Raw genomic sequence first — 20,853 nt, 5'->3', positions numbered from 1 at the left:
ATTAACCTGTAATAAAAATTATAAAAAATGGGACTAAACATTAAACCGCTTTCAGACAGGGTTGTTATTGAACCTGTTGCTGCAGAAAACAAGACTGCATCTGGGATTATTATTCCCGAAACCGCAAAAGAAAAACCTCAAAAAGGTAAAGTAGTAGCTGTTGGTGCAGGATCTAAAGATCACGATATGACCGTTAAAGAAGGGGATATGGTTCTTTATGGTAAATATGCAGGTACCGAGCTAAAGCTTGAAGGTACAGACTACCTGATTATGCGGGAAGATGATATTCTGGCAATAGTATAACTACATCAAAATTACTTTCCTGCTGCCGCAGGGAATAAATCAAAAAATTAATTAACCAAATATTTTCAATGCCCTCAGGCTGTTGAAAATTAAAATCTATAAAAATGGCAAAAGATATAAAATTTGACATCCAGGCCCGTAACGGGATCAAGCGTGGAGTAGATGCATTAGCCAATGCTGTTAAAGTAACCTTAGGACCTAAGGGTCGTAACGTGATTATTAGTAAGTCATTTGGAGCACCAACTGTAACTAAGGATGGTGTAACTGTGGCAAAAGAAATCGAACTTGAAGATGCTCTGGAGAACATGGGAGCACAGATGGTAAAGGAAGTTGCTTCAAAAACCAATGATCTTGCCGGTGACGGTACCACTACCGCTACCGTTCTTGCTCAGGCTATCGTAAAAGAAGGTCTTAAGAACGTTGCTGCTGGTGCAAACCCAATGGATCTTAAGAGAGGTATAGATAAAGCAGTATTATCCTTAACTGAAGATCTTGCCAAACAAACCAAAGAGGTTGGCGATTCATCTGAAAAGATCAAACAGGTTGCTTCGATCTCTGCTAATAACGATGATAAGATAGGTGATCTAATTGCCCAGGCTTTTGATAAAGTTGGAAAAGAAGGTGTGATCACTGTAGAAGAAGCAAAAGGAACTGAAACTCACGTAGACGTGGTTGAAGGAATGCAATTCGACAGAGGATATCTTTCACCTTACTTTGTGACCAATTCAGAAAAAATGACCGCAGATCTTGAAGATCCTTATATCCTTCTTTTTGATAAGAAGATCTCTTCAATGAAAGATCTGCTTCCTGTACTTGAACCAGTGGCTCAATCTGGAAAACCATTATTGATCATTGCTGAAGATGTAGACGGAGAAGCTCTTGCAACTCTTGTAGTGAACAAACTTCGTGGATCATTGAAGATTGCAGCCGTTAAGGCTCCAGGTTTCGGTGATCGTAGAAAAGCAATGTTAGAAGACATTGCGATCTTAACCGGAGGTACTGTAATTTCTGAAGAAAGAGGATTTACTTTAGAAAATGCAACTATCGATATGTTAGGTACTGCAGAAAAAGTTGCTATCGATAAGGATAATACCACTATCGTAAACGGAGCTGGTAATAATGATGATATTCATAACCGCGTAAACCAGATCAAAGCTCAGATCGAGTCTACGACTTCAGATTACGATAAAGAGAAACTTCAGGAGCGTCTGGCAAAATTAGCCGGTGGTGTTGCCGTACTTTATGTAGGTGCAGCTTCAGAAGTTGAAATGAAAGAGAAGAAAGACCGTGTAGATGATGCACTCCATGCCACCAGAGCGGCGGTAGAAGAAGGTATTGTTGCAGGTGGAGGTGTTGCTTTAGTAAGAGCCCAGGCTGTACTAAGCAAGATCAAGACCGAAAATGCTGATGAAGCAACCGGTGTACAGATCGTTTCCAGAGCTATCGAAGCTCCATTGAGAACGATCGTGGAGAATGCGGGTGGTGAAGGTTCTGTAGTGATCAACAAGGTTCTTGAAGGTAAAAAGGACTTTGGATATGATGCCAAGACAGATCAATATGTAGATATGATGAAGGCCGGTATCATAGATCCTAAGAAAGTAACCAGAGTAGCTCTTGAGAACGCTGCTTCTGTTGCCGGAATGATCCTTACTACTGAGTGTGCATTGATCGACCTTCCTGAAGAAAATGCCGGAGGCGGAATGCCACAAGGTATGGGAGGCGGTATGCCAGGAATGATGTAAAAGCAAAAGTTAGACGTTAGATTTTAACCGTTAGACTTTATAAAAAAACCCGCTTCTTTTAAAGGCGGGTTTTTTATTTATAGCTGGTACAGGTTTATTCGGGTTGTTTCATAAAATCAAAGCCTCCTTTACGCAGGTTTATGCCAAATTCCAGGTATGCCTTGAGGCAGGCTAAAAAATTTGCCCATCCGCCTGAATTTCTACCGTACCATTGAATACCTTCTTCATTATTCAGCATTTTGCCCTCAGTGATTTTCACCAGGGTTTTATCTGGACTTAATTCTTCCAGGCTTATACCAACGGTAAGCATTTTTCCCGGCGAGCCTTCCCATTCAAAAGAGATGAATTCAGGCTTCTTGACCTTTAGCACTTTCACGGGAAATGTCATATCAAATTCAGGAAATTTCCAGGTGATCTCCTCGCCTTCTACCATAGTGCCGGTACTTTCAGATATAAAGTAATTGGACATTTTTTCTGGCTCTACAATAGCTTCGAAGACTACCTGCCTGGATTTACCTATTTGCAGCGCTGCATTGATCTCGAGATCTTTCATTTGTAATAATCGATTAAAAAATTAAAGATCGGGAATTTATAAAAAAGAAGAATGAATTCTTAATTTAAAGCCAGAACGTAGAATTAACAGTAAATCTTATTAATCCTGCTCTTCTTTGATCTCTTCAGTTTTAAGTTGTTTCTTGGATTTGAGGAAATACTTGGGGCTAACTCCATATTTTTCTTTAAAGATCTTTGAAAAATAACTTCGGTTATTAAGTCCTATAGAGGTGACAATCTCTGAAATATTCTTATCTGAAAGTTTTAGCATCTCCTTAGCCGCCTCAAGCTTTACATTCTGCATATATTTATTTACGGTAAGGTTATATACATATTTAAAACCTTCCTGCAGCTTGTTCACATTAGTGCCCGCTTCTTTCGCCAGGGATTCCACATTTAGATTTGTGCTAAGATCCCCCTGAATTCTTTTCGCGACATAATCTACTTTTTCGATATCAGATTTTCTGAGGATCTTAGGCAGGTTTTCACCATTCTCGTCGTCTTCATATTGTGCGATCTGGATGACCAGCATTTCAAAGGCCTTACCCTCAAGGAACAGGTTGCGCAAAAAACCGGAATAATCCTTAGTGCTGATATCGTCCATAAGATCTGCAGCTTTAATACTGTAATTCCCCTGGTAAAAAAATTGCTTCTTAGAAACGGCATCCTGAAAAAGCTCCTTTAAAGTAGGGTCAAGGTCCTTGAAATCGTAATTAGATCTATGCGCGAATATCGACCTGATGATCTCCAGGCTGGATACATGGGTGGCAATATTCTTTTTAAAGTACAAAATGTGTCCCTGGTAGCCATTACTGCTTACTACAATATTCTGGTAAGTGTCAATGGTGTGAAGCTCATCACTCTTCTGAAAACGATGTCCTACGCTTCCTTCAGAACAAAAAATAAACTTTAGCGGATGTACTGTATTTAACGCAAAATGAATTTCTACATCCTCGTAGAATTTACAGTTATAAGTAAGGATGCCCATCCCGGAATCGAAACTGACTCCTCTTATATAACCTTCTCCGGAACTTTCCGGAATATTAACACTTAGTTCTCCGTTTCGGTTTATTAATTCAGTTCCAAGGGTTTCTGCAATATCCTCGAGGATTTCGTTTACTGGTAAGGTTTTAACAATAATTCTCATTGATAATCTCGTAGAATTCGCGCTTTTTAAAGTTAAGCGTTTTTTACTAATTTTTTCTAAACACAAAGGCTGTAAAATTATCATTTGTGTGAAAATTTTAAGAATTCTTGTGCGAGATATCATTATTTAAGATAATTGTAATGCGAAAAACGTTATAATGCCCTTTCTTTAGATTGATTTCACGGCTAAATAAGCAACTGTGTTTAGATATCAATTATTTGTTAAATCTTTTTTTGGAAAACCACAGGGCCTTAAATTCAGGAAAATCCAATATTATGAGCGCAGATAAAGACAGGTCTTCACCTATGCTAACAGATCATAAAGATTCTGAACAAAGTAGAAATCAATCTACAGAAACAAGAACCGGTAATTCCAGGAACAAAATGTGGGTGGTAGTACTTATTATCCTGGTTTTTTTGCTTATCATTCTTTCTGTAACAGGAGTGGTTACTTTATAAATCCGCTACTGTAAAAATTTCGTATTTATATTAAATGCTAAAAGCATAAAAACTTTACTATGTCTAAAAATTATTATGATCCTGCAGACCTTAGAAAATTTGGAGAAATTACTGAATGGAGTGAGGAATTAGGAAACAAATTCTTCGATTACTACGGTAAGGTTTTCGAAGAAGGAGCACTTTCTGCGCGCGAAAAATCCCTGATTGCCCTGGCTGTGTCGCACGTTGTTAAATGTCCATATTGCATAGATGCATATACTAAAGACGGATTACAGCGGGGTATTACCAAAGAGGAAATGATGGAAGCGGTGCATGCCGGCGCAGCAATTGAAAGTGGAGCTACTTTGGTGCATGGCGTTCAAATGATGAACAAGTACAAAAAGTTAAGTATGTAAGTATTTTCGTAATAAGTGTACTAATTATTTAACGCATCAAAATTTCTTTATGACCATTAAGTCCCTGAAAGCACGAAAGGATGATCTTTCCAGTCCTAAAAATCAATTAAAATTCCTGAGTAACGGTATTTTTCAAAATGGTGGTTTACCCACATTCAAAGACAAGATTAGCCAAACCGGTAATTTCCCCCTGAAACCAAAAAAATTAGAGATACTCCAGCTTAATCTTGGTTATATGTGCAATCAGGTTTGTTCTCATTGCCACGTAGATGCCGGTCCAGACAGGAAAGAGATCATGACCCGGGAAACCATGGAACAATGTCTTGAAGTAATTAAAAATACAGGTGCCCACACCCTGGATCTTACGGGTGGAGCTCCGGAAATGAATCCGAATTTCAGATGGTTCGTGGAAGAAGCATCAAAGGCAGGCATTAAGGATTTTATCGTAAGGTCTAATCTAACCATCATTCTGGCTAATAAAAAATATCATGACCTTCCGGAATTTTTTAAGAAACACAATGTACACGTAGTATCTTCGCTTCCCTTTTATAAAAGAGAGAAGACAGACAAGCAACGTGGAAGCGGGGTTTTTGATAAATCTATAAAGGCCTTACAAATGCTCAATTCGGTTGGTTATGCACAGGAAGGTACCGGTTTAAAACTTGACCTGGTTTATAATCCTTCCGGGGCATTCCTGCCTACAGATCAACAGGCCATGGAGCATGATTTTAAAGTTGCTTTAAAGGAAGATTTCAATATAGATTTCGATAATTTATTTGCGATAACCAACTTGCCTATAAGTCGTTTCCTGGAATATCTTATTGCTTCAGAGAATTACGAGGATTATATGTACGCCCTGGTAGATGCCTATAATCCTGCGGCTGTGGAGAATGTAATGTGTACAAATACCATCTCCATTAGCTGGGATGGCTGGTTGTATGACTGTGATTTCAACCAAATGCTGGAGTTAAAAGTTGATAGTAAAGTGCAACATATTAGCGCGTATAACGAAGATTTATTAAACGACAGGAATATTATAATTTCACAACATTGCTATGGTTGTACTGCCGGGGCCGGTAGTAGTTGCCAGGGAAGCGTAGCCTGATCATGAGTATGACAAGGAACTTTCTTATACTCATCTTTATGGTCCAGATTTTTTCACCCGTGCAATCTCAGAATTCCCTGGGGGAAATTCTTAAGAAATATAATTCTGGCAGCATTCCCTATATTTCTGCGGAAGAATTAAGAATGCACCAGTTAAATGGAGATGTGATCATATTGGATGCAAGGGAGAACGAAGAATTCATAGTGAGTCATATTCCCGGCGCGATATATATTGGCTATAATGATTTTGAACTCTCCGGAATGAATGACATTCAGAAAAATAAAAAAATCGTGGTGTATTGTTCTATAGGGATCAGATCTGAAGATATTGCCATAAAACTTGCTAAAGCGGGTTATAAAAATATCAGGAATCTTTATGGGGGCATATTTGGATGGAAGCAAAGCGGTTTTCCTGTTATGGATATAAAAAACAAACCAACCAATAAAGTTCACGCTTATTCCAGGCATTGGGCTAAATGGCTGGAGAATGCTGAAAAAATTTATTAGGTGGATAACGAGAAATTATTGATGATCTTCACCAAAAATCCTGAAGCGGGAAAGGTGAAAACGAGGCTGGCCAGAGATCTTGGTAATAATAAGGCGCTGGAAATTTATAAATTTCTGTTGAAGCACTCTCATGAAATCACTGCTCCCCTGAAACTGGAAAAACAAGTATTTTATTCCAGCTTTCTTGCTGAGAATGATATTTGGGAAACTGGAGGTTTTGAAAAAAAACTTCAAATCGATGGGGATCTGGGAGATAAAATGCAAGCGGCCTTTACAGATGCTTTTGCACAGGGTTATCAGGAAGTGATCATTATAGGGAGTGATCTTTATGATATATCTTCGGCTGATATTTCTGCAGCTTTTTCAGAATTGCAGGATCATGATTATGTAATAGGTCCGGCGAAGGACGGAGGCTACTATTTACTTGGAATGAAAGCCATGAATAAAAAGCTTTTCCATGGAAAAAATTGGAGTACTTCCAGTGTTTTTGAAGACTCGCTTAAAGATATGCAGGATGCGAAGATCAAGGTCCTGCCAGAAAAAAATGATATAGATATGCTGGATGATATAAAAGATCATCCGGCCTTCCAAAATTTTATAAAATAATGACAGACAGAATTAATGAATCTGTAGACTATTTAAAATCGAAAGGCTTTGGAACTCCTGAGGTTGGGATCATTCTTGGGACCGGGCTTGGAAAACTACTTGAAGATGTGGAAATCGAGGCTGAAGCCAGTTATAATCATATTCCATACTTTCCTACGGCTACGGTTGAATTTCATAAAGGTAAACTGATCTTTGGAAGCCTGCAGGGTAAAAAAGTAGTCATTATGCAGGGAAGGTTTCACCTGTATGAAGGGTACAGTCTTTTCGATGTTACTTTTCCGGTTAGGGTAATGAAGCGGTTAGGAATGCAACGATTATTGGTGTCCAATGCTTCCGGGGCATTGAATCTCGATTTTAAAAAAGCAGAACTTATGCTTATAGATGATCATATTAACCTGCTTGGAGGTTCACCTTTGGCTTTTCACGGCGTGGATCAACTGGGTGAAAGGTTTGTAGATATGAGCGAGCCCTACAACAGGGAAATGAACGAAATTTTTGAAGAAGCTGCAAGAAGAAATAATATCACACTACACAAAGGAGTGTATATTTCTGTTCCCGGCCCCGAACTCGAAACCAGGGCTGAATATCGTTATTTAAAAATGATTGGAGGGGATGCAGTAGGTATGAGCACTGTGCCAGAAGTTATCGTGGCAAATCATTTGGGAATTCCGGTTTCAGCAATTTCAGTGATCACAGATCAGGGAGATCCGGATAACCTGGAGAAGGTCGATATTCAGGATATCCTGGCCAATGCCGCCAAGGCAGAGCCGAATATGGTAAAATTGTTTAAAGAATTATTAGATAAGATATAATGAGCTATTTAGAAACTACCAAAGATGTTTATCGCGAAGCGGCCCTTACTCCAGATGTGGGATTATGTTGTACTACAAATCCAATTTGGGAATTACCCGGGCTAAAGATTCCTAAGATCATGCAGGAAATGAATTACGGTTGTGGATCTACGGTTCATGCCCGTGACCTTACCAATAATCCCAGAACCCTTTATGTGGGCGTTGGCGGTGGGATGGAACTGCTGCAATTTGCCTATTTCTCCCGGCAGAAATCGGGGGTTGTCGGGGTAGACATTGTAGATGAAATGCTGGAGGCTTCCCGGAAGAATTTTAAGGAAGCTGAAAAGTTGAATTCATGGTTTAAGTCTGAATTCGTGGACCTCAAAAAGGGTGATGCTACAGAACTGCCGGTGGAGGATAATTCAATAGATGTGGCAGCTCAGAATTGTCTTTTTAATATTTTTAAAACTGAAGAGCTTACCAAAGCTTTAAAGGAAATGTACCGCGTTTTAAAACCACATGGCCGGCTTGTGATGAGTGATCCTACCTGTGAGCAGGAAATGAACGATGAATTGAGGAATGATGAACGCCTCCGGGCTTTATGTCTTAGCGGAAGTTTAACCATACAGGATTATGTCAAAGCGTTAACAGATGTAGGTTTTGGTACGATCGAGATAAGGGCAAGAAAACCTTATCGAATTCTGGATCCTAAAAACTATCCTACAGATGAACTCATTTATATAGAATCGATAGAGGTAGCCGCCATAAAAGATCCAATGCCAGAAGATGGTCCATGTATATTTACCGGTAAAGCTGCCATATATTATGGCGATCAGGATCATTTTGATGATGGTAAGGGGCATTTCCTGGTTAAAAACCAGCCGCTGGCGGTCTGTGATAAAACTGCCGGAGCACTGGCATCCCTCGGCAGAGACGATATATTTATTAGTGAATCTACCTGGCATTACGATGGTGGAGGCTGCTGCTAATTTTTAAAAAAGAATACCATGAAGAAGTTAATTCTAAGTTTTGTGATCCTCATCTCCGGGGCGGCCATGTTCGCCTCCTGTAATCTCATATCCAGCGCAGGATTTAACAGTAAGGGCCTGCCTACTCCAAGCGTAAATGATGAAGCCAAAAATATAGCTAAAAATGAAGCTGTTAAAGTAGATCACAGTCTGTGGAATAAATTACTTCAAAAGCATGTTCGGGAAGATGGGATGGTAGATTATAAAGGTTTTAAAAATGACAGGGAAAAGCTTAATAAATACCTGGAAATGCTTTCTAAGCAAAAACCAGATGATTCCTGGTCTGCGCAGGAACTGCTTGCCTATTATATCAATCTCTATAATGCCTATACCGTAGATCTTATTTTGCGAAATTATCCGGTGAAGAGTATTAAAGATATTAATGGTGCCTGGACCAGCGAATTTATCAATATAGGTGATACTAAAATTTCCCTTGGCGGTATAGAAAATAGTTTGCTGCGCAAGATGAATGAACCCAGAATACATTTTGCGATCAATTGTGCGTCGATATCATGTCCAAAACTTATTAATGAAGCTTTTACTGCACCTAAGATCGAACAGCAGCTGGAGATAGTTACCAGAGAATTCGTGAATTCAGATAAGAATGAAATTTCCGGGAATTCAGCCAGGCTATCTTCGATATTTGACTGGTATAAAGGCGATTTTACTGAAGGCGGTGTAAGTCTTATAGACTATGTGAACCGGTATTCAAAAGTTAAAATAGCTAAGGATGCGGAGATTTCATATCTCGAATATAACTGGAACCTGAACGAAGCTAAGTAGAAAGGGATGATAAGCATTATTATTCCCGTTTTTAATGAGGAAGAAAAACTTCCGGTTTTACTGCAACATCTCGCGAGGGTCTCTTCTGGTTTTGTTTCCGAAATTATTGTTGTAGACGGTGGAAGTACAGATGCAACGGCCAGGGTTTGCAAATACCAGCCCGGGGTTATCTATTTGAATTCCCCTAAAGGAAGGGCTGTGCAGATGAATACCGGGGCCAAAATTGCCAAATCTGAAATTCTTTATTTTTTACATGCCGATAGTTTTCCACCGGAGCGTTTTGATTCTTTGATCGTAAATGAATTTAAAAAGGGCAATAAAGCCGGATGCTTTCAGATGAAATTTGATAAAGATCACTGGTGGCTGAGTTTAATGGGGTTTTTCACTAAATTTAATCATATCTCCTGTCGCGGCGGTGATCAATCTCTTTTTGTATCACGGCGGCTTTTTGAACAATTATCGGGATTCGATGAATCCTACCTTGTTTATGAAGACAATGAATTCATTAAAAGACTATACGATTTGGGGCAGTTTACGGTGATAAAAAGCTGGATTACTACCTCGGCCAGGCTTTACGAAAAACTGGGTGTCTGGAATACTCAGCGTCTGTTTATCGAGATCTATTGGAAAAGAAGGTTTGGAGCATCTGCAGAAGAACTTTATTCGCATTATTATAAGCGTATTAGTTCCTGAAATTCTCATGATTTTTCTGAATAACAGCCTCGGCAGGTTTATTCTGTGGTGTAAAACGATCATTATCAGGTCCTCCGGCATTTTCAGACTGATGCCACTTCCAGATATAACCGCCGGCGAACCAGTTTTCACCCCAGAATTCTTCATATAAAATTTTCAGGGCCCTGGCCTGAAGTTCCTGGTTAATGCCTGAAATATCCCGGCTGGAATTCCACGGCTCCTTCAATGCATAATCCATACTCCGGTAGCCATATTCTGTGAACATTACGGGTTTGTTAAATTCCTGGCTCAGTTCTTCCAGCATATTTTTATGATTCTGCCAGCCATTTCTGATCTCTTCTTCTGTAGGAGAACTTTCCTCGCTCAGGGGAAAATAGGCATCTACTCCTATATAATCCAGTTGATCCCAGAATTCAATCTTATCTACCTTGTCCCAGTTTTCTGCATATACCAGTTTTCCTTTATAAATACTTCTAACGTCGGCAATTAATTGTTTCCAGTAGTCAGGTCTCTGGTCTGCAAAATTGAAAAGTTCTGTTCCAATGCAAAAGGTTTCAATATTATTTTCTTCTGCAATCCGGGCATAGAGCAAAATGTAATCACGGTATGTAGACTCAAATTTTACCCAATCACTTTCTGTCGAAGCTTTAAAATCACCGGTAAATTCACCGTTTCTCAGCCAGATATGAGGTTTTATCATCAGCCTTAGATCTTGTTTTTTTAGCAACTTAATGGCATGCTCAATTCCGGCGACCCTTTCTCCAAACCATTGTCTCTCTGTATTGAAAATTAACCTGGGTTCGTCTTTATTCGGAACGAAAGCATAAGGGACCAAAGCTACAGCATTGGCATTTATCTCGACCATTGGCAAAATATGTTCGCTTCTAAGACTATCCCTGGAGGCCACGAGACTTATGCCATTAATTTTCTTTAAAGGTATTTCTGCCTGGCACGATCCTGATAAAACAGCTATTAGTGCTAGGATCAGAACGTGAATTGATATTTTGGAAATACGTGCCATCCTTAAAGTTATAAAAACCCTGTTCTACTTGGGAATTTGCCAATTTTCAGCGTACTTTACTCGTAGTGCCATCAGGCTTTCTGCCAAATTATAAAAAATTAATGGAGCATATAGTAATAATCGGTAACGGAATTTCAGGTATCACGGCGGCCCGGCACATCCGGAAAAATGCAGACCATAAGATCACAGTAATTTCAGGTGAATCAGATTATTTCTTTTCGCGTACTGCATTAATGTATGTCTATATGGGGCATATGAAGTGGAATCATCTACAGCCATACGAAGACTGGTTCTGGAAAAAGAACAGGATAGAATTGGTAAAGGCCTGGGTGACCAGGTTAGATTTTGAAAAAAAGAAATTACGTTTTTCTGTGGGTGAGCCTATGAGCTATGATAAGCTTGTAATTGCCACCGGTTCGGTATATAACAAATTTGGTTGGGAAGGAGAAGATCTTAAAGGAGTCCAGGGCCTGGTGTCCAAACAGGATCTTATCGAGTTGGAAGAAAACACAGCGCACACGAAAAAAGCGGTAATTGTAGGAGGAGGACTTATTGGCATAGAGCTTGCCGAAATGCTGAGAACCCGGAAGATTGAGGTTACTTTCCTGGTTAGAGAAAAAGCATTCTGGAGTAATGTTCTTCCATTCCCAGATGCTGAAATGATCTCTGAACACATAAGCTCTCATGTTGTAGATTTGCGACATAATACAGAATTAGATAAGATCCTTGCAGATGAAAACGGCAGGGTAAGGGCGGTCACGACAAAAGATGGGGAAGAGATCGAATGTCAGCTAGTAGGCCTTTGTGCCGGCGTACGACCTAATATAGATTTTCTAAAAAATTCTAAACTGGAAACAGACAGGGGAGTACTGGTCAACGAATATTTGGAAACCAATATTCCAGATGTATATTCCATTGGTGACTGTGCCCAGCAACGAAATGCTATAGGTTTAAGAAAGCCGGTGGAAGCCGTATGGTATACGGGCAGGATCATGGGTGAAACTCTCGCCCAGACCTTAGTTGGAAAAAGGACTGCATATGAACCCGGTAACTGGTTTAATTCAGCTAAATTCTTCGACATCGAATATCAAACTTATGGCTGGGTCTGGCCTGAACCGAAGAAGGGTGAGGAACATTTTCACTGGAGGCATAAAAAGGAATTTAAGGCAATCAGCATTTCATATGAAGCAGAAAGTAGAAGATTTTTAGGTATCAATACTTTTGGGATCAGGATGAGACAGGAAGTCTTTGATCGCTGGCTGGATGAAAATAGATCTGTAGATCACGTGATGATGAATTTGAGCCTGGCTAATTTTGACCCGGAATTTTACGACACTCATGAAGATGAGATTTTAAGCAATTTTAAAAATAATTTACAGAAAGTATAGCATGAGCAGGATAGAACACAATATGTCCATGACCGGTGACGCACCGCGATCCATCAATACTCAGCAGAAAATCGCCACCCTTATTGGAATGTCTGGGTTAATGATACTGGTCCTTGCTGCTTTCAATCTTAATTTTCCCAATAAAACTCTCTGGCTTAGCCTGTCTTTAGCGGCGATTTCCGGAGGTATAGTCTGGTTTGCCCTGGCTGCCTATGCAGATAAACACCCGGGCATTAAAAATGATGGGCTATGGTTCAAGTCTATGACCAACAGGGGATACCTGGCCTGGTTGACGGGGATTGCGCTCACCGGTTTTTACATTATCCTTTATTTTTATCCGGAGTATCTAGGATTACAGGCAGAAGGAGATAATACCGGCCTTATCTCGCTTTTTGACCCGTTAAGCAAATTGCTGAGCGGTAATCCAGCCAGCCAGTGGTTTGTATATGGAACGCTCTATACCATAGCGATCCTGGCCTTTGGTGTAAAATTCATGTGGAAATACAGGCATAATCGGTACGAAAAAATAAGAACAGTATCTGTAATGTTCTTCCAGACGGCTTTTGCATTTCTTATTCCTGAATTCATGTCGAGATTAAACGGGAAGGGATTTTCCCTGCCTTATTATGATCTAAAAAATATCTGGCCCCTTAATTATTATAATTTTGAACAATACCGTGTCAATGATTTTTTAGATTCAGGCACAATTGGTCTTATTCTATTATTATTCGGGATAGCTTCTATTTTTATCATTACCCCCATCCTTACTTATAAATATGGTAAAAGATGGTATTGCAGCTGGGTGTGTGGTTGCGGTGGTCTGGCAGAAACTGCCGGCGATCCCTACCGTCATCTTTCAGATAAAAGTCTTTTTGCCTGGAAGGTAGAGCGCTGGGTGATTCATAGTGTACTGGTCTTCGTGGTCCTTATGACCACCGCGGTGATTTATTCGTATCTGGGGTATGATGCAGATAGGTACTGGTTAAACCGTGATGTGTTTCTCATTGGGGTTGGAACATTTCTAACCCTGTTGTTTGCCGGCATCTGGTATTTTAAAAGAGAAGAGCTTGAAAAGGATGCCAGGTATGGAGCCATAGGTTATTTGGTGATCATAATTTCTCTTATAGGGTTTCATTATTTCAGTGGCAGTAATCTCTTTCTGTTCAATGCGGAAACGCTGCGGCAAAGTTATGGCTTCCTTATAGGTGCCATTTTTAGCGGGGTAATAGGTACAGGATTTTACCCGATTTTTGGAAACAGGGTATGGTGCAGGTTTGGATGTCCCATGGCGGCAATTTTAGGAATGCAGCAACGATTGTTTTCAAAATTCAGGATCACCACCAATGGCGGGCAATGTATCTCCTGCGGCAATTGTTCAACCTATTGCGAGATGGGAATCGATGTAAGAGCTTATGCCCAGAAAGGTGAAAATATTGTAAGATCCAGCTGTGTAGGTTGCGGGATCTGTTCAGCCGTATGTCCAAGAGGAGTGCTTAAACTGGAAAATGGCAGTCATAAGAACCGGGTGGAATCTCAGGAAGCAGTGATGGGAGATAACGTGGACCTATTGGATCTCATCAAACAGAATAGCAAATAATTTGTAAGGAAATATACTATTTTTGCACTGCTTATCTAAAAAATAAATATTGCATATCCCCAATCCGCCTTATATCAAGGTAATTATTCCCGCATTCAACGAAGCAGATTCTATAGCAAGAGTGATCGCAGATATACCAGATCTGGTGGATGAAGTGATCGTGGTTAGCAATAACTCTACAGATGCTACAATAATCAATGCAAGAAAAGCCGGAGCCACCGTTCTTTCTGAAGAAAAAAAAGGATATGGTTATGCCTGTCTGAAGGGAATGGCTTATGTCGCAGATTTGCAAGAAAAGCCAGATATCTTGGTCTTTCTGGATGGTGATTATTCAGATTACCCTGATGAATTGCCAAAAATTTTACAACCAATTTTAAGCGAAGGCAAAGATTTCGTGGTGGGAGCGAGGGTTAGACAGTGGAGAGAGCAAGGTTCTATGACCTTCCCGCAGATCTTTGGGAATAAACTGGCAACAACCTTAATGAAAATCTTCTTCAACTCCAGGTTTACAGATCTGGGACCATTCAGGGCGATAACCTATGAAAAATTACTACAGCTGAAGATGGAAGATAAAACTTATGGCTGGACCGTTGAAATGCAATTGAAGGCATTACGACAAAACCTAAGCTATACCGAAGTTCCTGTGCATTACCGAAACAGAATTGGCGTTTCAAAAGTTTCGGGAACCGTCAAAGGTGCTATCTTTGCAGGTGTAAAAATTCTCGGTTGGATTTTTAAATACAGTTTTAAATGATAGATTTAGCGGTAATCATAATTTATACTCTTGCCTTACTCGTTATATTTATTTACAGCCTTTCCCAGCTTCACTTATTGATAAATTATCTGAAGGCGACCAAAGCCACTGATAACTCTGAAAAGTTCGATTTTTCCAAGGAGGACCTTCCCCTGGTTACAATTCAGTTACCTCTTTATAATGAATATTACGTAGTCGAACGGCTACTGAAAAATATTGCTGAGATCAATTATCCCCAGGATAAACTTGAGATCCAGGTCCTGGACGACTCTACAGATCATTCCTTGGAAAAGACGGCGGGAATTATAAAAGAGCTTCAAACAACCGGGCTGGATATCCAACATATCAGGCGAGAAATCAGATCTGGGTTTAAAGCAGGTGCTTTAAAAGAAGGACTAAAAGTTGCCAAAGGGGAATTTATCGCAGTTTTCGATTCAGACTTTGTGCCGGGTGAAAAATGGTTGATGGAAACCCTTCCATATTTTAAGAATGAAAAAATTGGGGTGGTGCAAACCCGTTGGGGGCATTTAAACCGCAACTACTCCCTGCTTACAAAGATCCAGGCCTTTGCGCTGGACTTTCATTTTATCCTTGAACAAACCGGAAGGAATTTTGGCAGGAATTTTATCAACTTCAATGGAACGGCCGGGATCTGGCGTAAAGCATGTATTCTTGATGCCGGCAACTGGAGCGGGGATACTTTAACTGAAGATCTTGACCTGAGTTACAGGGCCCAGATGAAAAAATGGGAATTTAAATACCTGGAAGATGTAGAAACTCCGGCAGAATTACCGGTGGTTATTAGCGCAGCCAGGAGTCAGCAATTTCGATGGAATAAAGGCGCGGCAGAGAATTTTAAAAAGAATTACGGGAAGCTGTTGAATGATAGATCGGTTTCCTTTAGTACTAAATTTCATGGTTTTTTCCATTTGCTTAATTCCAGTATGTTTTTGATCGTCCTTTTACTGGCTGTTTTAAGCGTGCCCGTCCTTTATATTAAACATAATAATCCGGCCTTTTCCTGGTATTTCAATGTTCTAGCCGGTTTTGCCATTAGTACTCTTATCTTTTTTGCCTGTTACTACGTGGCCTATACTAAAATTCACGGTAGGAGTATCAAAAGCTTTTTTAGCTTCCTCGGAATGTTTCTTACCTTTTTCTCCATCGCCATGGGCTTCTCAGTTCATAATACTCTTGCAGTTCTTGAGGGGCATTTTGGTAAAAAATCAGAATTTATCAGAACACCCAAGTTCAACATTAATTCTATGAAGGATTCCTGGAAAGGAAACAGGTACCTGACCAATCGCTTTTCGAAGAATGTGATCATTGAAGGCTTACTTTTCCTCTATTTTGGATTTGCCATCTGGAGCGCTTTCAAACTGAATGATTTTGGGCTTCTTATTTTTCACTTAATGTTGTTCACCGGCTTTGGCTTTGTATTTTTTAAAAGCATACGAGCCTGATTTTTTCTATTTTAGCGCAAAGCCCGCAGCTCTGCAATGAATCTGAACATCTTTAAAGCCTACCAGACTCCTATTATCCTGGCACTTGCTTGTGCGGTATTTCATTTCAGTTTTGCCCACGGGCTTGAAAGAACAGATTTTATAAAGCTCATCTCGTTATACGCAGCCTTGTTTTACCTGAGCTTTAAACTAATCCAGATACAGAAACATAATTTCTGGTTCCTGGCGGGGCTGGCTATAATTTTCAGGTTGATCCCCTTGTGGTCTTTACCTGAATTATCCCAGGATTTTTACAGGTTTATCTGGGATGGCAGGCTTATCGCGAAAGCCTGGAATCCATATCAGTTTGTGCCAGATGATCTTATTCTAAGACCGAATTTCAGCATTGCACAGGCTTCAGAATTATTAAAGGGGATGGGAAGCCTGAGTTCAGGGCATTACTCCAATTACGCGCCCTTAAATCAGCTCATATTCGCTATTGCGGGTTGGCTATCTCCTAAAAGTATCACCGGGGCAGTAATTATATTCAGGATTGCCATCATTCTGGCAGATGTAGGTATTCTATATTACGGCAGAAAACTTCTGAGATCTATGAAGATTCCTGAATACAGGATCTTCTGGTACATTTTAAATCCTTTCGTTATTATTGAAATGACCGGTAATCTTCATTTCGAATCGGTTATGGTGTTTTTGCTGGTACTTTCTGTTTATTTACTGCATCATGGGAAATGGTTCTGGAGTGCAGTATTTTTAGGAATGTCAGTTTCAATAAAATTATTGCCGTTGATGTTTCTACCATTGCTTTTCAAATATTTCATTCAGGCTGTGGGTAGTCTAGGGATGAAAGGTTTCCGGAGACTTCTCTTATATTACCTGGTTTGTATTTCAACAGTAATTATTTCATTTATCCCGTTCTATTCTGCGGAAGTGGTTTCGAATTTTTTCAGGAGTGTAGGTCTATGGTTCGGTAAATTCGAGTTCAATGCCAGCATATACTATATCGTGCGCTGGATAGGATTCCAGGTGAAGGGCTATAATATAATTGAGACCGCGGGAAAGATACTTCCATTCATTACGATTCTGATCATTCTTGGTCTTAGCTTATTCAGAAAAAATAAGAACACAAAACAGCTGTTAACCAATATGCTTTTAGCCGTCACCGCATATTTACTTCTTTCAACTACGGTTCATCCATGGTATCTGGCGATCCCCTTGATTCTGAGCGTTTTTACCGAGTATAAGTATATGATCATCTGGACTGCCGTAGTGATGCTAAGTTATTTTGCCTATTCCAATGCCGATTACAGCGAAAATCTATGGCTTATCACCCTGGAATATCTACTTGTATTTTTCTATATGCTAAAGGAAAGCCTATTAAAGCCTAGGCCTGTTTCTGCTTAGTGGAATTTTGCAAAAGGTACATATCCCTGATGTAAATAATGCCCCCAAAGAAATGTGCAGCGATGAGGACGGGATCATGGCGAAAAATGCCATAAGTGAATAGAAGAGCTGCACCTATCAGGCTCAATATCCAGAATCCCATAGGTAATGAAGACTCATTATTAACTTCAGAATAATACCATTGATAAAAGAACCTGGAAGTATAAACGATCTGGGCGATTATACCTAAGCCTATAAGCCAGCCCGGAATATTACCGGTACTCAACAAAACATCAGACCAGGTAAGGGAGCCAAAGAACATAATATAAGCTGCGATACCAAAGGGAAAAATGATTACAAGTCCTTTAAAAAACAGGTTTCTTTTCTTCCATTCATTCATCAAGACCAGGTTACGCCAGTATACACCATAAATAAGGAATTGGCCGAGCATGATTGCGAAATCCTCTCTTAGGTAGCCGTAGGTGAAAAGCAAAATGGAAGCTAACAAGCTTAATTTCCAGAATAGAACCGGAGTTTCCACTTTCTGAGATTTTTCAGACAGAAACCATTGAGAGATTAGCCTCGCCGAAAATAGCAACTGGGCTAAAAATCCGATAGCAAAAATTGGCCAGTTTTCCATTAATTTAAATTATCGATACGTCTAAGGATCTTTTTTAAACTCTTTTTCAGCATTGTATTAGAGGAAACCCCAAAAGAAAAATCCTGGGAATCGTCACGATCCTGCAAATATGCACGCACCCTGGAATAAAATATAGTTCCGGGATTGTTAAGATCGAAGATCTCCAGGGCAACAAATGTTTCATTACTATCAGACGGCGCAAGATTTCCAATTTGCATAGCGTCTATATTGTCACTGGAAATATTTGCTTTTATGTTAATCAGGTAATCAAAATCTCCGGTCGTAGCGCTTATATCCTTGATTTTTTCTGAACCCGGGTTTTCCGGGATATTGACCGGGAAAATCGCCACTCCTGAATTTTGCGCCAGGTGGGTATTCTTAGGAAATTTCTCCAGCAGCATATCCTGAAACTCTGTTCTTACCGCTTCCGGGGAATCGATATAATTTACCAGGTATTTTCCTTCTATTGGTTGAAATGAATTTGAGGAATTCCGAGTGAAAGTATAACTGGGAGTATGACAGGAGGTAAGACTAAGAAATAAGAAAGCTGAAAGTAACAGGAACCGTTTCATTAATATTCGAAATTAAAAAAGCTGTCCAATATTACTAATAATGTAATACTGAACAGCTATAACTCAATGCAATTATTTGTTAATTACATATCCAGGAGATATGCAAAAACCAGGGGGGCAACTATAGTCGCGTCACTTTCTATGATATGTTTAGGGGTGGTAATATCCAGTTTACCCCAGGTGATCTTTTCATTTGGGACAGCGCCCGAATAGGATCCGTAACTGGTCGTAGAATCTGAGATCTGGCAGAAATAGCTCCAGAAAGGAGTGTCTGTTCTTTCCATATCCTGGTATAGCATTGGTACTACACATATAGGGAAGTCACCGGCTATCCCACCACCAATCTGGAAGAACCCAATTCCTTGCTTAGAATTTTCCGTATACCAGTCTGCCAGGAAGGTCATATATTCAATACCAGATTTCATGGTGCTTGCTTTCAATTCACCTTTTAATACATAAGAGGCGAAAATATTACCCAGCGTAGAGTCTTCCCAGCCTGGAACTACCATGGGCAGGTTCTTTTCGGCGGCAGCATACATCCATGAATCTTTAAGATCTATTTCATAATGCTCTTCCATCACTCCGCTTAATAGCAATTTGTGCAGGAATTCATGCGGGAAATAACGCTCTCCTTTTTCTTCGGCACCTTTCCAGATTTTGAAAATATGCTCCTGTATTCTCCTGAAAGCTTCCTCTTCAGGAATGCAGGTATCGGTCACACGATTAAGTCCTTTTTCCAATAGATCCCATTCCTCTTGCGGAGTAAGGTCACGGTAATTAGGAACTCTTTTATAATGTGAATGCGCTACCAGGTTCATCACATCCTCTTCCAGGTTAGCACCTGTACAGGAAATAATATGAACTTTATCCTGGCGGATCATTTCAGCAAAAATCTTCCCGATCTCGGCGGTACTCATCGCCCCGGCAAGAGAAACAAGCATTTTAGCGCCTCCTTCAAGCTGTTTTTCGTAATCTTTAGCCGCATCTACAAGGGCAGCAGCGTTAAAGTGTAAATAATATTTCTCAATGAACTGAGATATCTGTCCTTTACTCATCTTCGTCTTCTTCGTTGTAATTTTGGTATTTAAATTTGTAGCTCAACATCTTGTAGTAAAGTTTTGCCGCCAGGAAATCTGAAGATTTTTCTTCCTTATTCGGGCAAAGCTCTACGATATCAAATCCTACAACATTTTTCTTTTTGAACATCATTTTAAGGAATTCCAGTGTTTCATACCAGAATAATCCACCCGGCTCAGGAGTTCCGGTAGAAGGCATGATGCTTGGATCGAACGCATCAAGATCTATCGTGATAAATACATTAGGCGTCATTTGTCCTATCGCATCTTCCTGCCAGTCTTCATAAAGGTCATGAGCAAAATAGACCTGGTTTTCGTCCATATGGTCTTTTTCTGAAACATCCATAGAGCGTATACCTACCTGTACGAGATTCGTATTTTTACTGGCTTCGTGCAAAGCGCAGGCGTGGTTACATTTTGAACCTTCATACTCTGGTCTAAGATCGGCATGTGCATCAAGCTGAACCACCGTAAGGTCTTCGAAGGCTTCATTAAAAGCTCTAATGCTTCCAATTGAAATTGAATGCTCTCCTCCAAAAAGGGTCACGAACTTCTCCTGTTTGATGTAATTCTTGGTGGTCATATAAACTGCCTCAACCATCTTTTCTGGTGAAGAGTTTTCTGTTACCGGCGGGGCAAGATAAATACCTTTTTTATAAACCTCGCTACGGGTTTCGATATCATACAGCTCCATATTTTCTGAAGCATCTAAAAATGCCTCCGGGCCTTTATCGGCGCCTTTTTGCCAGGTACTGGTACCATCATATGGAACAGGAATCAATACCACTTTTGCTTCGTCTATACGAGCGTATTTTTCGGGTATCCCGGCATAATTCTTTTTGCTCATGGCTAA

Annotated in this window: 23 protein-coding genes; 16 read left to right on the top strand and 7 right to left on the bottom strand. The window is 40.0% G+C overall.

The features are described 5' to 3' along the window. The first annotated feature begins 27 nt into the window (after positions 1 to 27). Both FGM01_RS13090 and groL read left to right on the top strand, forming a co-directional pair. A complete protein-coding gene (locus FGM01_RS13090; protein WP_143411613.1) occupies positions 28 to 303 on the top strand; it encodes a co-chaperone GroES in 276 nt (91 codons plus the stop codon). A gap of 104 nt (positions 304 to 407) precedes the next feature. Then, complete coding sequence (groL, locus tag FGM01_RS13085) at positions 408 to 2,045, top strand: chaperonin GroEL (RefSeq protein ID WP_143411612.1); 1,638 nt, start codon at positions 408 to 410, stop codon at positions 2,043 to 2,045. A gap of 94 nt (positions 2,046 to 2,139) precedes the next feature. Here the strand turns inward: groL and FGM01_RS13080 are convergent, their stop codons facing one another. Together FGM01_RS13080 and FGM01_RS13075 are read right to left on the bottom strand one after the other, a co-directional pair. Continuing rightward, a complete protein-coding gene (locus FGM01_RS13080; RefSeq protein ID WP_143411611.1) occupies positions 2,140 to 2,598 on the bottom strand; it encodes an SRPBCC domain-containing protein in 459 nt (152 codons plus the stop codon). Positions 2,599 to 2,697: 99 nt separating this feature from the next. Then, a complete protein-coding gene (locus tag FGM01_RS13075; RefSeq protein ID WP_143411610.1) occupies positions 2,698 to 3,744 on the bottom strand; it encodes a helix-turn-helix domain-containing protein in 1,047 nt (348 codons plus the stop codon). A 275-nt stretch (positions 3,745 to 4,019) separates the two neighbouring features. Between FGM01_RS13075 and FGM01_RS13070 the strand changes: the two genes are divergently transcribed. Genes FGM01_RS13070 through FGM01_RS13030 form a run of 9 tightly spaced genes read left to right on the top strand, consistent with a single transcriptional unit; the run spans position 4,020 to position 10,109 of the window. Next, positions 4,020 to 4,202 carry a hypothetical protein gene (locus FGM01_RS13070; protein WP_143411609.1) on the top strand — a complete coding sequence of 61 codons (183 nt, stop codon included), beginning with the start codon at positions 4,020 to 4,022 and terminating at the stop codon, positions 4,200 to 4,202. 59 nt (positions 4,203 to 4,261) lie between these two features. Beyond that, positions 4,262 to 4,597, top strand: coding sequence for an arsenosugar biosynthesis-associated peroxidase-like protein (locus FGM01_RS13065; protein WP_143411608.1), 336 nt, complete (start codon positions 4,262 to 4,264; stop codon positions 4,595 to 4,597). Between the two features lie 49 nt (positions 4,598 to 4,646). Beyond that, on the top strand, positions 4,647 to 5,702 hold the full coding sequence (gene arsS, locus FGM01_RS13060; protein ID WP_143411607.1) for an arsenosugar biosynthesis radical SAM (seleno)protein ArsS: 1,056 nt from the start codon (positions 4,647 to 4,649) through the stop codon (positions 5,700 to 5,702). Between the two features lie 8 nt (positions 5,703 to 5,710). Further along, positions 5,711 to 6,208 (top strand): rhodanese-like domain-containing protein, encoded by a 498-nt coding sequence (locus FGM01_RS13055; protein WP_243735807.1) that lies wholly within the window; start codon positions 5,711 to 5,713, stop codon positions 6,206 to 6,208. Further along, entirely contained in the window at positions 6,209 to 6,814 is a 606-nt protein-coding gene (locus tag FGM01_RS13050; protein WP_243735806.1) for a TIGR04282 family arsenosugar biosynthesis glycosyltransferase, read from the top strand. Continuing rightward, on the top strand, positions 6,814 to 7,626 hold the full coding sequence (locus tag FGM01_RS13045) for a purine-nucleoside phosphorylase (protein ID WP_143411605.1): 813 nt from the start codon (positions 6,814 to 6,816) through the stop codon (positions 7,624 to 7,626). The genes FGM01_RS13050 and FGM01_RS13045 overlap by 1 nt, the downstream gene beginning before the upstream one ends. Beyond that, complete coding sequence (gene arsM, locus FGM01_RS13040; protein WP_143411604.1) at positions 7,626 to 8,594, top strand: arsenosugar biosynthesis arsenite methyltransferase ArsM; 969 nt, start codon at positions 7,626 to 7,628, stop codon at positions 8,592 to 8,594. Before FGM01_RS13045 ends, arsM begins: the two co-directional genes overlap by 1 nt. A gap of 18 nt (positions 8,595 to 8,612) precedes the next feature. Then, a complete protein-coding gene (locus FGM01_RS13035; protein WP_143411603.1) occupies positions 8,613 to 9,416 on the top strand; it encodes a DUF547 domain-containing protein in 804 nt (267 codons plus the stop codon). 6 nt (positions 9,417 to 9,422) lie between these two features. Continuing rightward, positions 9,423 to 10,109, top strand: coding sequence for a TIGR04283 family arsenosugar biosynthesis glycosyltransferase (locus FGM01_RS13030; RefSeq protein ID WP_143411602.1), 687 nt, complete (start codon positions 9,423 to 9,425; stop codon positions 10,107 to 10,109). Here FGM01_RS13030 and FGM01_RS13025 read toward each other — a convergent pair. Continuing rightward, on the bottom strand, positions 10,099 to 11,130 hold the full coding sequence (locus tag FGM01_RS13025) for a glycoside hydrolase family 113 (RefSeq protein WP_143411601.1): 1,032 nt from the start codon (positions 11,128 to 11,130) through the stop codon (positions 10,099 to 10,101). The genes FGM01_RS13030 and FGM01_RS13025 overlap by 11 nt on opposite strands. A 101-nt stretch (positions 11,131 to 11,231) precedes the next feature. Between FGM01_RS13025 and FGM01_RS13020 the strand changes: the two genes are divergently transcribed. The 5 genes from FGM01_RS13020 to FGM01_RS13000 are packed head-to-tail and all read left to right on the top strand — an operon-like array spanning position 11,232 to position 17,733. Next, positions 11,232 to 12,518, top strand: coding sequence for an NAD(P)/FAD-dependent oxidoreductase (locus tag FGM01_RS13020; protein WP_143411600.1), 1,287 nt, complete (start codon positions 11,232 to 11,234; stop codon positions 12,516 to 12,518). Position 12,519: 1 nt separating this feature from the next. Further along, complete coding sequence (locus FGM01_RS13015; RefSeq protein WP_143411599.1) at positions 12,520 to 14,115, top strand: 4Fe-4S binding protein; 1,596 nt, start codon at positions 12,520 to 12,522, stop codon at positions 14,113 to 14,115. A gap of 49 nt (positions 14,116 to 14,164) precedes the next feature. Beyond that, positions 14,165 to 14,869: a glycosyltransferase family 2 protein gene (locus FGM01_RS13010; RefSeq protein WP_143411598.1), complete on the top strand. Its 705-nt coding sequence runs from the start codon at positions 14,165 to 14,167 to the stop codon at positions 14,867 to 14,869. Further along, positions 14,866 to 16,332, top strand: a complete 1,467-nt coding sequence (locus FGM01_RS13005) for a cellulose synthase family protein (protein ID WP_143411597.1) — start codon at positions 14,866 to 14,868, stop codon at positions 16,330 to 16,332. The genes FGM01_RS13010 and FGM01_RS13005 overlap by 4 nt, the downstream gene beginning before the upstream one ends. Before the next feature lie 36 nt (positions 16,333 to 16,368). After that, positions 16,369 to 17,733, top strand: coding sequence for an MptA/MptB family glycosyltransferase (locus tag FGM01_RS13000; protein ID WP_143411596.1), 1,365 nt, complete (start codon positions 16,369 to 16,371; stop codon positions 17,731 to 17,733). Here the strand turns inward: FGM01_RS13000 and FGM01_RS12995 are convergent. The 4 genes from FGM01_RS12995 to speB form a co-directional block, all read right to left on the bottom strand. Further along, positions 17,714 to 18,352, bottom strand: coding sequence for a lipid-A-disaccharide synthase N-terminal domain-containing protein (locus FGM01_RS12995; protein ID WP_143411595.1), 639 nt, complete (start codon positions 18,350 to 18,352; stop codon positions 17,714 to 17,716). The two genes, FGM01_RS13000 and FGM01_RS12995, sit on opposite strands and share 20 nt — an antisense overlap. After that, positions 18,352 to 18,924 (bottom strand): hypothetical protein, encoded by a 573-nt coding sequence (locus FGM01_RS12990; protein ID WP_143411594.1) that lies wholly within the window; start codon positions 18,922 to 18,924, stop codon positions 18,352 to 18,354. The genes FGM01_RS12995 and FGM01_RS12990 overlap by 1 nt, the downstream gene beginning before the upstream one ends. Positions 18,925 to 19,007: 83 nt before the next feature. Further along, on the bottom strand, positions 19,008 to 19,979 hold the full coding sequence (locus FGM01_RS12985) for a deoxyhypusine synthase family protein (protein ID WP_143411593.1): 972 nt from the start codon (positions 19,977 to 19,979) through the stop codon (positions 19,008 to 19,010). Continuing rightward, entirely contained in the window at positions 19,972 to 20,847 is an 876-nt protein-coding gene (speB, locus tag FGM01_RS12980; protein ID WP_143411592.1) for an agmatinase, read from the bottom strand. The genes FGM01_RS12985 and speB overlap by 8 nt, the downstream gene beginning before the upstream one ends. Positions 20,848 to 20,853 lie beyond the last annotated feature (6 nt).

The sequence above is a fragment of the Christiangramia sabulilitoris genome, from assembly GCF_007050985.1.
Taxonomy (GTDB): domain Bacteria; phylum Bacteroidota; class Bacteroidia; order Flavobacteriales; family Flavobacteriaceae; genus Christiangramia; species Christiangramia sabulilitoris.
The sequence above is the reverse complement of the archived record's forward strand: the minus strand, read 5'-3'. Positions and strand labels throughout refer to the sequence as shown.

Bases quoted from the DNA above. Each gene is read 5' to 3' on its own strand.
- FGM01_RS12990 (WP_143411594.1), bottom strand. From the start codon at position 18,924: ATGAAACGGTTCCTGTTACTTTCAGCTTTCTTATTTCTTAGTCTTACC.
- FGM01_RS13025 (WP_143411601.1), bottom strand. From the start codon at position 11,130: ATGGCACGTATTTCCAAAATATCAATTCACGTTCTGATCCTAGCACTA.
- FGM01_RS13090 (WP_143411613.1), top strand. From the start codon at position 28: ATGGGACTAAACATTAAACCGCTTTCAGACAGGGTTGTTATTGAACCT.
- FGM01_RS12995 (WP_143411595.1), bottom strand. From the start codon at position 18,352: ATGGAAAACTGGCCAATTTTTGCTATCGGATTTTTAGCCCAGTTGCTA.
- arsM (WP_143411604.1), top strand. From the start codon at position 7,626: ATGAGCTATTTAGAAACTACCAAAGATGTTTATCGCGAAGCGGCCCTT.
- FGM01_RS13005 (WP_143411597.1), top strand. From the start codon at position 14,866: ATGATAGATTTAGCGGTAATCATAATTTATACTCTTGCCTTACTCGTT.
- FGM01_RS13020 (WP_143411600.1), top strand. From the start codon at position 11,232: ATGGAGCATATAGTAATAATCGGTAACGGAATTTCAGGTATCACGGCG.
- arsS (WP_143411607.1), top strand. From the start codon at position 4,647: ATGACCATTAAGTCCCTGAAAGCACGAAAGGATGATCTTTCCAGTCCT.
- FGM01_RS13055 (WP_243735807.1), top strand. From the start codon at position 5,711: ATGACAAGGAACTTTCTTATACTCATCTTTATGGTCCAGATTTTTTCA.
- FGM01_RS13045 (WP_143411605.1), top strand. From the start codon at position 6,814: ATGACAGACAGAATTAATGAATCTGTAGACTATTTAAAATCGAAAGGC.
- FGM01_RS13075 (WP_143411610.1), bottom strand. From the start codon at position 3,744: ATGAGAATTATTGTTAAAACCTTACCAGTAAACGAAATCCTCGAGGAT.
- FGM01_RS13030 (WP_143411602.1), top strand. From the start codon at position 9,423: ATGATAAGCATTATTATTCCCGTTTTTAATGAGGAAGAAAAACTTCCG.
- speB (WP_143411592.1), bottom strand. From the start codon at position 20,847: ATGAGCAAAAAGAATTATGCCGGGATACCCGAAAAATACGCTCGTATA.
- groL (WP_143411612.1), top strand. From the start codon at position 408: ATGGCAAAAGATATAAAATTTGACATCCAGGCCCGTAACGGGATCAAG.
- FGM01_RS13065 (WP_143411608.1), top strand. From the start codon at position 4,262: ATGTCTAAAAATTATTATGATCCTGCAGACCTTAGAAAATTTGGAGAA.
- FGM01_RS13015 (WP_143411599.1), top strand. From the start codon at position 12,520: ATGAGCAGGATAGAACACAATATGTCCATGACCGGTGACGCACCGCGA.
- FGM01_RS13080 (WP_143411611.1), bottom strand. From the start codon at position 2,598: ATGAAAGATCTCGAGATCAATGCAGCGCTGCAAATAGGTAAATCCAGG.
- FGM01_RS13000 (WP_143411596.1), top strand. From the start codon at position 16,369: ATGAATCTGAACATCTTTAAAGCCTACCAGACTCCTATTATCCTGGCA.
- FGM01_RS13070 (WP_143411609.1), top strand. From the start codon at position 4,020: ATGAGCGCAGATAAAGACAGGTCTTCACCTATGCTAACAGATCATAAA.
- FGM01_RS13035 (WP_143411603.1), top strand. From the start codon at position 8,613: ATGAAGAAGTTAATTCTAAGTTTTGTGATCCTCATCTCCGGGGCGGCC.
- FGM01_RS12985 (WP_143411593.1), bottom strand. From the start codon at position 19,979: ATGAGTAAAGGACAGATATCTCAGTTCATTGAGAAATATTATTTACAC.